This is a genomic window from Umezawaea tangerina (assembly GCF_003002815.1).
In the GTDB taxonomy this organism is placed as follows: Bacteria; Actinomycetota; Actinomycetes; order Mycobacteriales; family Pseudonocardiaceae; genus Umezawaea; species Umezawaea tangerina.
Genome location: NZ_PVTF01000015.1, coordinates 235,826 through 248,773, shown reverse-complemented (window position 1 = coordinate 248,773; position 12,948 = coordinate 235,826). Strand labels below are relative to the sequence as shown.

The following is a 12,948-nucleotide window of genomic DNA, read 5'->3' as shown; positions in this document are numbered from 1 at the left end:
GAGTCGGCTTTCTGGGGTGTTATCGGTTAAACCGGCGTATAGGGCGTGCTCGTCCGCGCCGATCGCGGCGTGGCGATCGCGCGCGCTGACGCATGAATTCACGTCTCGGTTACGTCGGCATCATAATCTGGGGAAGTTGATGCGCGGACAATTTGTGGCAATACGGCAACCCGAAATGGCCAGGCTGCTCTCCGTGCTGGACGTGGTGGGGAAGGGGGCTCCGCGGGTCGTCCACCTCGTCGGGGACCCAGGAAGTGGCAAGTCCCGGCTCCTGTCGTGGTTCGCGGAGCAGGCGAGGCGGTCGGGCGCGGGGGTGGTGTCGTGGCGGTGCGACGGACGTGACCAGGGTGTTCCCCTCGGCAGCGTCGCCGACCTGCTGGACCTCGGCCAGCTGACCGCGACGTCCGGGGACGGGACGTCGGCGGGTGCCGCGGGTGGGATCCGCGCTGTGGGCAGACAGGTCCGCGCGCTGCTGGAGGAACGCGCCTCCCAAGGGCTGGTGCTGCTGCTCGACGACGTGCACTGGGCCGACCCGGAGTCGGTCGAGCTGATCGAGTTCCTGGTCCGCAAGCCCGTGCGGGCTCCGCTGCTGCTCGTCCTGGCGCACCGGGGCAGGCAGGCACCGGCGAAGCTGGCCGCCGCGCTGGCGGACGGCTGCGTGGACGGCGTCGTCGAACGGATCGACCTCGGCCCGATCGGCCCGGTCGACGCCGCGCGCCTGCTCGGCATGGCCGTCGGCGACCCGGCGGTCGCGCGGCTGACCGAGGAGGCCGAGGGCAACCCGCTCTACCTGCGGGTGCTGGCCGACGGTGGCCCGTCGGACGAGGTGTCGGCGACGCTCACCGCCGAGATGGCGCTGCTGAGCCCGGCGGAGGCCGTCGTCGCGGACGTCGGGGCGGTGTTCGGCCGCTTCGGCCTCAACGGGATCGCCTACGCCACCGGGCTGCCCGCCGACGTCGTGTGCCACGCCGTCGGCGACCTGCACCGGCGCAACCTGATCCGCACGGTCGCCCGGTCGCCCAGCTACGCCTTCGAGTTCCGGCACCGGGTGGTCGCCGACATCCGGTACGAGGGCATCGAGCCGTGCGCGCGCCGCAAGGGCCACCTGAAGGCGTTCCAGTACCACGTCGACCAGGGCGAGGACGGCCTCGCGGTCGACCGGCACGTCGAGCTCGCGCTGGCCGTGCCCGACGAGGAGACCGTCCAGGCGGTGCGCGAGACCGCGGAGCGGTTGGTGCGCACCAACCCCGCGGCGGTGGCGCGCTGGCTCGGCATCGCGGCGCGGGCACTGGTGGCCGCGGGCGGGCAGCCCGCGGAGCTGGTCGCGGTGACCGACCTGCGCGCACGGGCGCTGGCCGCGGCGGGCAGGCACCAGCAGAGCCGCGAGGTGCTCGACGCCCTGGTCGAGGACCCCGTGCTGAGGTCGGGTCCGGAGCGGCTGCGGCTGGTGGCGGCGGCCGCGCTGCGGGACGCGTTCCTCGGCCAGCCGGTCGACGCCGCGTCCGGCGGCGACCTGCCCGTTCGACTGGTGGTCGCGCAGGCGTTCTCCGCCATGGTGGAGAACCTCGCGCCGAACCCGGAGCTGGTCGCGCTCGCGCTGGACACGGCCCGGCGGTCGCACGACACCGCCGGTGAGGCCGGTGCGCTGGCCGTGCGGGCGATGGGGCAGATCTACGGCGGTGAGGTCGACGCCGCGTCGGAGACCGTGGTCGCCTGCGCCCGGCTGGTGGACGGGCTGGCCGACGACGCGCTCGACGGCGACCCGGAGTACCTGGCGATCCTGGGGTGGGCCGAGGCGCTGCTGTGCTGGATGCACCCCGCCGAACGGCACCTCAGACGCGGGATGGCCCTCGCCCGCCGCACCGGGCGCGTGCACGCGCTCCCGCTGTTGCTGGTGGGGTTGAGCGGGGTGCGGCGGCAGACCGGGCGGACGGACGAGGCGCGGGTGCTGGCGGCCGAGGCCGTCGACCACGCGCGTCGGATGGAAGCCGGTGAGGTGCTGGGGTTGGCGCTCGCCGCCGAGGCGCTGTGCGCGGCGCCCGACCAGCACGCGCTGTGGCTGGCCGAGCGGGCGGCGGCGGAGCTGTCACCGAGGCACGGGTGGAGCTGGGCGGCGTCGGTGGCGTTGGGGTTCGCGGCAGGCGCCGAAGGCGACGGGGAGAGGTTCCGCCGGTTGGTGGTCGAGGCGGGAGGAGGGCCGGAACTGCCCGTGCTGCCGGTGTTCCTGCGGGCGCCGTGCTTCGAGGCGTTGGCCACGGTGGCGATCGGCCGCGGCGAGGACGTCCGTCCCTGGGTGGAAAGGGCCGCCCTGGCGGCCGAGGCGTTTCCGGGGCCGGTGCAACGAGGAGCGGGCGAACTGGCCTGGGGACACCTGTTGCGGGCATCGGGGGAAGGGCACGCGGCGGTGGCCTGCTACCTGAAGGCCGCGGAGACGTTCGCACCCGCGGGGCTGGTGCCGTCGCAGGTGCGGGCGATCCTGCTGGCGGCCACGGCGGCGGTGGAGGCGGGGTCGTTCCGGTTGGCGGGGATGTTGGTGGGGCGGGGGAGGGCGTTGGCGGCGCAGTTCGGGGTGTCTCGGGGTCTTGGGGTGTCTCGGGGGTTCGGGGTGGCTCGGGGGGAGGAGGACGAGGGGGTGAGGGAGGTGCCTCGGCCGCGGGAGTCGCCTTGTGGGGCTTTGGGGACGTTGACAAACCGGGAGCAGGAAGTGGCTCGGATCGCGGGGGAGGGGGCTACTACGCGGGAGATCGCGAAGAGGTTGAGCTTGAGTCCGCGGACGGTGGACGTGCACCTGACGAAGATCTATCGGAAGTTGCACTTGAGGTCTCGGGCGGAGTTGGCGCGGTTCATGGCGGCGGTGAACTGAGGGGGTGGGGGTGGGTTTGCCTTTGGGGAAGTTGGGGTCCGGCGCTCTTGCCTCTGGTGAGGTCCGGTCCCTGTCCTCCTGCCCCTAGTGAAGCCGGTTCCGGCCCTCCCACCGCGCGAAGCCCAGCCCCCGGCGCGCGATTGTCTCAATGCCCGATCTTGCTTGTCAAGACGGTGAAGCTGTCTTGACAAGCAAGATCGGGCAGGAGGGCGCTGTGGATCGGGGGCAGAGGGGAAGTCTGGCTTCGCCAGCATCGAGCTGCGCTCGACACTGCATCCTCGCTGCGCGTCGGACAAGGCATCGGCTGGCGCCGACGAGGCCCCAGGCGCTCCGCGCCGGATGCGCGCTGGCGGGCTGCGCCCATCGGGGAGGGGTGGGTGGTCGCTGTAGGTGGGGGTGGGGGTGCTGGTTCTTGTTGGTTTAGCGGGGGCGTAGGCCTTCTAGGACGAGGGTGAGCAGGCGGTTGCTGTGGGTTGGGGTGTTGCCGCTTTGTTCGCTGGCCCAGGCGACGGCGTTGACGAGTTGGAAGACTTCGGAGAGTGCGACGTCCTGGCGTAGGGCGTTGGCTTTCTTGGCGCGTTCCACGAGGGCGGCGCCTGCGGTGCGCATGTCGCGGTGGCAGGCGGCCAGGGCGTCGGATTGGGAGTCGTGTTCGGTTGCCATGAGGACGCCTGCGAGGCCGCGGTAGGTGGTGGCGTGTTGGGCGACCGCTTCCAGCCAGGTGCTGAGGGCGGTGTCGGGGGTGGGGGAGTCGAGGAGGTCGGTGGCGCGGGTGGCCAGGGCGTCGACGCGGTCTCGGAGGAGGGCGACCAGGAGGTCCTGGCGGGTGGGGAAGTGGCGGTAGAGGGTGCCGGGGCCGACTTCGGCGCGTTTCGCGATCTCGTCGAGCGAGGCGTCGGTGCCGTGGGCGGCGAAGACCTCGGCGGCGACGCCGAGCAGCTTGGCGCGGTTGCGCCGGGCGTCGGCGCGCAGCGGGCGTTCGGTGGGGTCGCCGTTGGCGGTGCCCGTCGTCATGTCCAGCGGCCTCCTGTCGTGCCCTGCCCGTCGCCGACGAATCTACCTCGCAGACCGAGCCATCTCCGGTTTTAGCCGTCCTTTGGGGCGTCCGCGCAGGATTCGGTCCACACCTAGCGCGCACGTGTCGGGAGGGCCGTCTTGAGCCGGAAAGTCGTCATCGCGGGCGGAGGGCCGACCGGTCTGATGCTGGCCAGTGAGCTGAGCCTGGCGGGTGTGCCGTCGATCGTCCTGGAACGGGCGCCGGAAGCCAGCGAGTACTCGAGGTCGTTGACGTTGCACGCGCGGTCGGTCGAGGTGTTCGGCCAGCGCGGGCTCGACTGGTTCGCGGACTACCCGCGGGTCCAGTCCTACAACTTCGGGCTGTTGCAGCTGCAGCACCTGATCGACCCGTCGCTGATCCCGCTCCTGGTGCCGCAGCGCCACGTCGAACGGCTGCTGGAGGAACGCGCCGCGGGCATGGGCGCGGACATCCGGCGCGGGCACGAGGTGGTGGCGGCGGAGCAGGACGCGGACGGCGTGACGGTGGTGGTGAGGTCGTCGGAAGGCGAGTACACCGTGCGCGGCCAGTACCTCGTGGGCTGCGACGGCGGCGCGAGCCTGGTCCGCAAGCTGGCGGGCATCGGGTTCCCCGGCACGGCGTCCACGGTGGACGGTCTGACCGCGGACGTGATCACCGACCCGTCGGTGGTGACGCGGGTGCCGCCGACCCTGCGCCAGGAGGGCATGCACGCGGTGATCCCGTTGCGGCCGGGCCTGTTCCGGGTCACGGCGATCGAGTTCGGCGTGGAGCCGACGAGCCGCGCGGTGGAGCCGACGCTGGAGGAGTTCAAGGCGGTCGTGGAACGCGTGTCGGGGTCCCACCTCGACCTGCTCGACCACGCCGAGGTGCGCTGGCTGTCCCGCTTCGGCAACGCCACCAGGCTGGCCGACCGGTACCGGTCGGGGCGGATCCTCCTGGCGGGCGACTCGGCGCACGTCCACCTGCCGGTGAGCGGGCAGGGCCTCAACACGGGCATCCAGGACGCGGTGAACCTCGGCTGGAAGCTCGCCGCGGAGCTGCGGGGGTGGGCGCCCGAAGGGCTGCTGGACACCTACGAGAGCGAACGCCGACCGGTCGGCGAGCGGGTGTGCATGAACACTCGCGCCCAAGACGCGCTGATGCACCCGCTGGACCGGGTGGGGCCGCTGCGCGACATGGTGGCCGAGCTGCTGCGGCTGCCACCGGTCAGCAAGTACGTCACGGACATGGTCACCGGCATCGGCATCAGCTACCCGGTGTCCTACCCCGGTCGCGACGACGACGGGCACGCCCACCCGCTGCTGGGTCGGCGGCTGCCCGCGTTCACCGCGGCCGACGGGACGGCCGGGGTGGCGCACCTGGCGTCGGGACATGCCGTGCTGTTCGACGCGACCGACGACGGCGCGCCGTCGGAGTGCGCGGCGGGCTGGGGCGAGCGGGTGGACGTGGTGCGGACCGGCCCGGTGGAGGAGCTGGACGCCGTCGCCGTGCTCGTCCGGCCGGACGGCCACGTGGTCTTCGCCGACCGCTCGGGCGCGGACGTGGAAGGGTTGAAGCTGGCCCTGAAAACCTGGTTCGGCGAACCCGATCCGAGCTGATATCCGCAGGTGGGAGGCTCCCTTGTCAAGCGGAGGCTTTCTCCGTATCATCCTGAATCGGAGATAGTCTCCGTTTGCCATCGCTCGTCCTGGGGTGATCCCGGACGTCGGACAAGGAGTGGGAAGGCATGTCGATGCCGGCTTCGCAGACCTCGACCGGGGCGGGTGCGCCGCCCGAAACGCGCAAGCGGCCGGGCATCGCCCTCGCCGTGATCATCGCCTGCCAACTGCTGGTCGTGCTGGACGCGACCATCGTCAACGTGGCGCTGCCCAACATCCAGGCCGACCTGGGCTTCGACGCCGCCAACCTGTCGTGGGTGCTCACCGCCTACACCCTCGCGTTCGGCGGGCTGCTGCTGCTCGGCGGCCGCACCGGCGACGTGCTCGGCAGGCGCCGGGTGTTCGTCGTCGGGGTCGCGGTGTTCACCGCTGCGTCGCTGCTCGGCGGCTTCGCGACCACACCCGGCCTGCTGCTCGCCGCCCGTGCGCTGCAGGGCGTCGGCGCGGCGTTCGCGGCGCCCAGCACGCTGGCCCTGATCGCGACGAACTTCGCCGAGGGCGACGACCGCAACAAGGCGCTGGGCATCTTCTCCACGGTCGCTGGCCTGGGCATGACCGCGGGCCTGATCCTCTCCGGTGTCCTCACGGCCGCCGGGTCGTGGCGGCTGGTGATGTTCATCAACGTGCCGATCGGCATCGCGATCGTCGTGCTGGCACCGATGTTCGTCGCCGAGCCGCCGCGCCACCCCGGCCGCTTCGACGTGCTGGGCGCGCTGACCTCGACGGCCGGCATGGTCGCGCTGGTCTACGGCTTCATCAAGGCCGCGACCGCGGGCTGGGGCGCCACCACGACGATCGTGTCGTTCGTGGTCGCCGTGGTCCTGCTGGCGGTGTTCCTGGTCAACGAGGCCAGGGCCAGCCAGCCGATCATGCCGCTGTCGCTGTTCTCGGTGCGCAACCGCGCCGCCGCCTACGTGAACATGTTCCTGCTGCCCGCCACGACCGCGAGCATGTTCTTCTTCCTGCTGCAGTACCTCCAGGACGTCCAGGGCCTCAACCCCCTCAAGGCGGGCATCGCGTTCATCCCGCTCGCGGTGGTGCTGTTCTTCTCCGCCAAGCGGGCGCCGAAGCTGATGCCGAAGTTCGGCGCGCGACCCGTGATGATCACCGGCATGGTGCTGGTCACCGCCGCGATCGCGTGGATGTCGCTGATCACCCCGACGAGCGGCTACCTGGTCTCGATCCTCGGCCCGACGATCCTGTTCGGCGCCGGTGTCGGCCTGTCCTTCATGCCGCTCAACATGACCATCCTCGCGGGCGTCGAGCCCAAGAACGCGGGCGCGGCGTCCGGTCTGCTCCAGGCCATGCAGCAGGTCGGCGCGTCGCTCGGCCTGGCGATCCTGGTGACCGTGTTCAACTCCGCGTTCAGCGGGGACCCGTCCGACCACGAGACGTTCACCGAGGGCGTGTCCCGCGCGCTCCAGGTCAGCGCGATCTTCAGCGGCCTCGCGCTGCTCATCGCGCTCTTCGTCATCCGGACGAAGAAGCCCGCCGCCGCGTAGGCGGGGACCAGGTGATCGTGGCGGTCCGTCCGGCGGTGGCCGGGCGGACCGCCACGCCATGCGGCGACTCGGCCGAACCCACCGTCAGAAGCCTTGTGCCGCAAGGAAGAGTCGATCAGGCAGGAGTTGGAACCGATGAGCGATCCAGTCGTCGTCGCGGGCGGTGGGCCCACCGGGCTGCTACTGGCCTGCGAGCTGAGGCTCGCGGGCGTGGGCGTGGTCGTGCTGGAACGCACGACCGAGGACCCGGAGCACTCGCAGGGCATGGCCGTGCACGGCCGGACGTTGGAGGCACTGGAGACCAGGGGACTGGCCGAACGGGTGCGCGCGCAGGGCATCTTCCCCTGGCCCCGCACGCCGTTCTCGTTCTTCTGGCTCGACCTCGCCGACGTCGGCGAGCAGGACTGGACGTTCGCCATGCCGCAGTGGAAGCTGCTGCGGGTGCTGCGCGACCGCGCGGCGGAGCTCGGCGTGGACCTGCGCCGCGGCCACGAGCTGGTCGGCCTCGAGCAGGACGCCGACGGCGTGTCGGTGACCGTGGCGGCGGACGGGGCGGAGTACGCGCTGCGCGGCTCCTACCTGGTCGGCGCGGACGGTCCGGACAGCCGGGTGCGCTCGTTGGCCGGGATCGCGCTGCCGGACGACGGCAGCGGGTACTCGGGGCTGCTCGGCGACGTCGTGATCGCCGACGACGACCACGAGACGTTCGACGCGGGCCTCCGTCCACAAGGGATCTTCGGTGCCCTGCCGCTCCAGCCGGGCACCCTGCGGCTGATGACCATCGAGTTCGGCGCCAAGGGGCCCGCCGCCGACGAGCCGGTCACCGCGGACGAGCTGCGCGACAGCATCGAGCGGTTGACCGGCAAGCGGCCGACCCTGCGCGAGGTGCGCTGGCTGTCCCGCTTCGGCCACCCGACCGCGGTCGCCGACCGGTACCGCTCGGGGCGGGTGCTGCTCGCGGGCGACGCGGCGCACGTGCTGTTCATCTCGGGCACCCAGGGCCTCAACACCGGCCTCCAGGACGCGCTGAACCTGGGCTGGAAGCTCGCCGCGGAGGTGCAGGGCCGCGCTGCGCCGGGACTGCTCGACAGCTACGAGATCGAACGCCGCGCGGTGGGCGAACGCGTCCGCGCGCACGCGCTGGCCCAGCTCGCGCTGATGCACCCGCTCGACCGCGTCGAACCGCTGCGCCTGCTGTTCGGCGAGATCCTGGAGCTGCCGGAGGCCAACCGGCACGTGCTCCAGGCGGCGACGCTGACCCGCTACGACCTGCCGCACCCCGGCGAGCAGGCGCACCCGCTGCTCGGCGAGCGGATCCCGAACCTGCCGCCGGTCGTGCGGGTGCTGACCGAGGGTCGGGCCGCGCTGGTCGACAACACGCCGGGCGCCGCGGTCGCCGACACGGCGGCGGCGTGGAAGGACCGCGTCGGCGTCGTGCGCGACGAGGAGGCGGCCGGGATCGGCGCGGCGGTCGTCCTCGTGCGGCCCGACGGGCACGTCGCGTTCGCCGACGCGGGCGGTGAGGATCTCGACGGGCTGCGCTGGGCGCTGCTGACGTGGTTCGGCGACCCCGTCGGCTGACCCCGACCACGACGAAGGGCCGCCTCCGAGGAGGCGGCCCTTCGTCGTGGGCTCGGTACCGGACAAGGGGAACGCGGCCGCTCGGGTCCCGAGCGGGCCGGCGGCCGCGTTCCGTGGTCGCCGCCTGGGGTACGGCGACCGGAGGGGTGGACAGCGGGTCAGCGGGACGAGATGTGCCTGGTCGTGGCGGCGAGCTCGGCCGCGAGGTAGGCGGTGTCGGTGTACTCGTGGACCTTCGTGATCAGGCCGTCGCGCAGCTCGAACGCGAAGTGCGCGCGGTTGCGGTACTCGCCCTCGGCGACCTTGGCCTCCGCGAGCACCCGCACCGCGACCTGGTCGCCCTCGGCGACCAGGCCCAGCACGGTCATCGCGACGCCCTCGGGGAACCTGCCCGCCGCCCGCCTGCGCGTCTCGACCATGTGCTCCTTGGTCTTGGCGCCCGCGAACGGCGTGTGCCGCGGGTCCGCCTCGACGACGAACACCAGGTCGTCGTGCGCCACCGCGGCGAAGTGCTCGGGGTCCAGCCAGTTGGCCAGCAGGTCCAGCACGATCCGCTTGTTGTCCTCGACGGTCACGGGGTGATGCCTTTCGGGTCAGCCGAACAAGGGGGCGAGCGCGCGCCACTCGGGCAGCGGCGGTCGGTCCGACGGCGCTCCGATCACGTACAGGCAGACGTGGTCGGCGCCCGCGGCCAGGTGCTCCTGCGCGCGCGCCTCGATCTCGGCGAGCCCACCCCACACCACCAGCGCCTCCACCAGGCGGTCGCCCGCGGGGCCGTCGAGCTCGAGCCGGTAACCGAGGTCGGCCAGGACAGGTCCGCGGTTGGGGAGGCTGGCGGCGATGTAGGACCGGGCGAGCGCACGGGCCCGTTCGCGGTCGGACGTCAGCACGACGGCCTGCTCCACGGCCAGGAACGCGTCCGGTCCCATCAGCTCCCTGGTGCGGCGGGTGTGCTCGACCGGGACGCAGAAGGGGAACGCGCCGTCGGTCCGCTCGGCCGCGAGGGCGAGCATCCTGGGCCCGACCGCGCCGATCACCCTGGGCGCCTCCTTGCCGCCGTCGGGCGGCCCGAACGACGCGGTGTCCATGCGGTCCAGGTAGGACCGCATGGACGGGACGCGCTTGCCGAACACCTGTCCGCGCACCTCTTCGACGAACCACGGGTGGCTCACGCCGAGGCCGAGCAGGAACCGGCCGGGGTGGGCCTCGGCGAGCGTGCGCTGCGCCTGGGCCATGGTGACCGGGTCGCGGCCGTAGATGGTCGCGACACCGGTCGCGACCGTCATCCGCCGGGTGGCGCCGAGCACGATCGAGGCCTGGGTGAGCGCTTCCCGGCCGGTGGTCTCGGTCAGCCACAGAGCGGGGCAGCCGAGGTCCTCCAGTTCGACGGCGGCCTGCAGGGCGACGGCGATCGGGAAGGTGTCGAGGTGGTTGGTCCACACCCCGACTCGGCCGAGGTCGAGCCGTTCGCCGTTCATCCGCGGGTTCCTCCGGTGTGCTGGGTGCGACCCCACGAACTATACGGAGACTATCTCCGGTTTAGCAAGAGTGGATCACCAGCGGACCGGGAGGCTGCTCAGCGTGATGCCGTAGCCGCCGCGGTTCCACGGCAGGTCCTCGGGCGGCGCGGTCAGCTCCAGACCGGGGAACCGGTCCATCAGCGCGCTGAGCGCCTCCTGCAGCTCCACCCGCGCCAAGTGCACCCCGAGGCAGAAGTGGGGCCCCGCGCCGAACTGGAGCGTCTGCGGCTCCCGGCCGAGCACGATCCGGTCGGGCTCGGGGAACACCTCGGGGTCGTGGCCCGCGGCGATCAGCGGCGAGATGACCGCCTGGCCCGCCCTGACCGTCCCGGACGGCAGCTCGACGTCCTCGGTGGCCACCCGCAGCAGCCCGATCCGGCCGGGAGGGTTGACCCGCAGCAGCTCCTCGACCGCGGCGGGCAGGTCCGAGCGGTCGCGCACCAGGTCGTCCCACAGCCCTCGGTGGCTCAGCAGCGTCAGCACGCACCGGCTCAGCGAGTTCGCCACCGTCTCGTTGCCGCCGACGATCAGGCCGCGCACCAACGAGACGAGCTCGGCCTCGGTGAGCCGGTCCTCCTCGTCGCGGGCGTTGACGATCTGGTCCACCAGGTCGTCACCGGGGGCCGTCCGGTGCCTGCGGACCAGCTCCTCGACGTAGCCGGTGAACTCGCCCGCCGCCACCTCGCGCTCGGCCATCGACATGCCGGACACCGACAGGAACGCGGCCACCCAGCCCTGGAACTTGTCGCCCTCCTCGTCCGGCACGCCCAGCTGGCGGCAGATCACCCGCACCGGCAGCTGGTAGGACAGCGCGGCCATCAGGTCCGCGGGCGGACCCTCGGCCTCGACGCGGTCGAGCAGGTCGTCGGCGATCCGCCTGACCTCGGGCCGCCACTGCTCGGCGCGGCGCGGGGTGAACGCCGACGCGACGATCCGGCGCAGCCGCCGGTGGTCCTCGCCGTGCATGTTCATCAGGAAGTCGGGGTCGTCGGACAGCAGGTTGCTCGGGAACAGCCGCGGTGTGCCCGGTGCGGACAGGTCGCGGCTGAACCTCCGGTCCCGCATGACCGCCTCGACGTCGTGGTACTTCAGCACCAGGACGGCCGGGTCGCCGGTCGGCGTGGTCACGTCGGACATCGGGCACGTCTCGCGGCGGCGGGCGTACTCGGGCGGCTGGGTCGACAGCGGGCCGTCGGGGAACGGGAATCGGTCGTCGGTCATGGGAGAGGCCGTCCTGGTGGGTGCGGTGTGGTCAGCCCGCGGTGGGACCGCTGCGGGGGAAGGAGATCGCGCGCTCCGGGCACGCGGAGGCGCCCCGTTCGGCGGCGCCGCGCCCGGCCGGGTCGAGCTCGAACTCGCCCATCCGGTTGAACCCGGCGTCGTCGACCTCGTACACCTCGGGCGCGAGGGCGTTGCACATGGCGTGGCCCATGCACACGCCCCCGTCGACCTTGATCCGCAGGGTGTCGGTGTCCGGTCGGGTGGTCATGATTCCCACTCCAGTTCCAGTGAGGCGATGCCGCGGGCGGGGGAGTAGTGGTGCACCGGCGTGCTGCCCTCGACGAGCCGGTAGCCGGGGACGCGCGCGTGCCACTCCTCGATGGCGGTCCGCATGACCTTGCGCGCGACGTGCATGCCGAGGCAGCGGTGCGGGCCGATGCCGAAACCGAGGTGGCGGGTCGAGCCGCGGTCGAAGTCGACCTCGTCGGGCCGGTCGAACACGTCGGGGTCGCGCCCGGACATGCCCCACGACAGCAGCACGCGGTCGCCCGCGCGCATCGTCACGCCGTGCCGCTCGACGTCGCGGGTCACGACCCGACCCGTCGAGGACACCGGCTCGTGGCGGATCAGCTCCTCCACGATCGCGGGCACGTTGTCCGGCGAGGCCACCACCCGCCGCTGCACCTCGGGGTGCTCGGCGAGGTGCAGGAACGCCAGGCCGAGCGCGGCGGTGGTGGTGTCGAGCGCGGCGAGCATCGACACGAACGCGGCGTTGACCATCTCGTCCCTGGTCAGCGGCCGGTCGTCGAACTTCGTGGTGAGCAGCCTGCTGAACACGTCCAGCCTGCCCTCGGTCCCCTCGGCCTCGCGCCGGTCGACCGCGTCGCGGAAGAAGTTCCAGAGCGGTTTGTTGGCCGCGTGGATGTCGGCGTCGGTGCGCGCGTTGGGGATGCCCTCCTTGCGCAGCCACGTCTTGTGGTCCAGCAGCGGCTGCAGGTACTCCCGCCCGATCCCGAAGGTGATCAGGAACGTCTCGGCGGGCAGCGTGACCGCGATCTCCTCGATGAACTCGCAGCGCCCCTTCTCGACGACCTTGTCGATCGCCTCGGAGGTCGCCTGCCGGATCAGCGGGTCGAAGTGGTTGACCACGGCCGGGTTGAACAGCACCGAGAGCGTCTGGCGCCACATCCGGTGCTCGTCGCCGTCGAGCTGGATCGGGATCTGCTTGGTCTCGAAGATGTCCCGGTGCGGGATGCCGATCTGCGCGCTGGAGAACACGTCGGGGTTCTTCGCGGCCCACTCGATGTCCTCGTAGCGGGTGAGGATCCAGTAGCCGCCCAGCTCGTCGGACCGCACGATCGGCGGCGACGCGTCGCGCATCCGGTTCCACGGCGTCACGGGGTCGTGCTGCAACCACGGCTGGTAGACGCTCCAGCGGGAGGCCAGCTCCTCGACGGTGTCTGGGGGTTCGAACGTGCCGTGCTCGGCCATCTCTGGCTCCTTCGTCGTTCGCCGAGGGCGCGTGGCGCGTCCGCAGGGCGGATGTCGGTCACATCGTGGGCGGGGC

The 12,948-nt window shown here is 72.3% G+C and carries 10 protein-coding genes; 4 read left to right on the top strand and 6 right to left on the bottom strand.

From position 1 onward, the window contains the following. Positions 1-139: 139 nt before the first annotated feature. Positions 140-2,863: an AAA family ATPase gene (locus CLV43_RS39480; RefSeq protein WP_106194469.1), complete on the top strand. Its 2,724-nt coding sequence runs from the start codon at positions 140-142 to the stop codon at positions 2,861-2,863. Positions 2,864-3,283: 420 nt separating this feature from the next. Here the strand turns inward: CLV43_RS39480 and CLV43_RS50240 are convergent, their stop codons facing one another. Next, a complete protein-coding gene (locus CLV43_RS50240; protein ID WP_106194466.1) occupies positions 3,284-3,877 on the bottom strand; it encodes a TetR/AcrR family transcriptional regulator in 594 nt (197 codons plus the stop codon). Between the two features lie 141 nt (positions 3,878-4,018). On the opposite strand from CLV43_RS50240, the gene CLV43_RS39470 reads away from it, so the two are divergent. From CLV43_RS39470 to CLV43_RS39460, 3 genes are all read left to right on the top strand, one after another. Beyond that, on the top strand, positions 4,019-5,497 hold the full coding sequence (locus tag CLV43_RS39470) for an FAD-dependent monooxygenase (protein ID WP_245887318.1): 1,479 nt from the start codon (positions 4,019-4,021) through the stop codon (positions 5,495-5,497). A gap of 128 nt (positions 5,498-5,625) precedes the next feature. Further along, positions 5,626-7,059, top strand: a complete 1,434-nt coding sequence (locus CLV43_RS39465; RefSeq protein WP_106194460.1) for an MFS transporter — start codon at positions 5,626-5,628, stop codon at positions 7,057-7,059. Between the two features lie 135 nt (positions 7,060-7,194). After that, entirely contained in the window at positions 7,195-8,640 is a 1,446-nt protein-coding gene (locus CLV43_RS39460; RefSeq protein WP_106194456.1) for an FAD-dependent monooxygenase, read from the top strand. Between the two features lie 158 nt (positions 8,641-8,798). Here CLV43_RS39460 and CLV43_RS39455 read toward each other — a convergent pair whose 3' ends face one another. The 5 genes from CLV43_RS39455 to CLV43_RS39435 all read right to left on the bottom strand — a co-directional run bounded on the left by CLV43_RS39455 (position 8,799) and on the right by CLV43_RS39435 (position 12,872). After that, positions 8,799-9,215, bottom strand: a complete 417-nt coding sequence (locus tag CLV43_RS39455; protein ID WP_106194453.1) for a nuclear transport factor 2 family protein — start codon at positions 9,213-9,215, stop codon at positions 8,799-8,801. Between the two features lie 18 nt (positions 9,216-9,233). After that, positions 9,234-10,118 (bottom strand): TIGR03620 family F420-dependent LLM class oxidoreductase, encoded by an 885-nt coding sequence (locus CLV43_RS39450; RefSeq protein WP_106194451.1) that lies wholly within the window; start codon positions 10,116-10,118, stop codon positions 9,234-9,236. A gap of 75 nt (positions 10,119-10,193) precedes the next feature. Then, positions 10,194-11,381, bottom strand: coding sequence for a cytochrome P450 (locus tag CLV43_RS39445; RefSeq protein WP_106194448.1), 1,188 nt, complete (start codon positions 11,379-11,381; stop codon positions 10,194-10,196). 31 nt (positions 11,382-11,412) lie between these two features. Continuing rightward, positions 11,413-11,649: a ferredoxin gene (locus CLV43_RS39440; protein WP_245887316.1), complete on the bottom strand. Its 237-nt coding sequence runs from the start codon at positions 11,647-11,649 to the stop codon at positions 11,413-11,415. Next, on the bottom strand, positions 11,646-12,872 hold the full coding sequence (locus CLV43_RS39435) for a cytochrome P450 (protein ID WP_106194445.1): 1,227 nt from the start codon (positions 12,870-12,872) through the stop codon (positions 11,646-11,648). Before CLV43_RS39435 ends, CLV43_RS39440 begins: the two co-directional genes overlap by 4 nt. Between the last annotated feature and the right edge of the window lie 76 nt (positions 12,873-12,948).

Bases quoted from the DNA above. Each gene is read 5' to 3' on its own strand.
- CLV43_RS39480 (WP_106194469.1), top strand. From the start codon at position 140: ATGCGCGGACAATTTGTGGCAATACGGCAACCCGAAATGGCCAGGCTG.
- CLV43_RS50240 (WP_106194466.1), bottom strand. From the start codon at position 3,877: ATGACGACGGGCACCGCCAACGGCGACCCCACCGAACGCCCGCTGCGC.
- CLV43_RS39465 (WP_106194460.1), top strand. From the start codon at position 5,626: ATGTCGATGCCGGCTTCGCAGACCTCGACCGGGGCGGGTGCGCCGCCC.
- CLV43_RS39460 (WP_106194456.1), top strand. From the start codon at position 7,195: ATGAGCGATCCAGTCGTCGTCGCGGGCGGTGGGCCCACCGGGCTGCTA.
- CLV43_RS39450 (WP_106194451.1), bottom strand. From the start codon at position 10,118: ATGAACGGCGAACGGCTCGACCTCGGCCGAGTCGGGGTGTGGACCAAC.
- CLV43_RS39445 (WP_106194448.1), bottom strand. From the start codon at position 11,381: ATGACCGACGACCGATTCCCGTTCCCCGACGGCCCGCTGTCGACCCAG.
- CLV43_RS39440 (WP_245887316.1), bottom strand. From the start codon at position 11,649: ATGACCACCCGACCGGACACCGACACCCTGCGGATCAAGGTCGACGGG.
- CLV43_RS39435 (WP_106194445.1), bottom strand. From the start codon at position 12,872: ATGGCCGAGCACGGCACGTTCGAACCCCCAGACACCGTCGAGGAGCTG.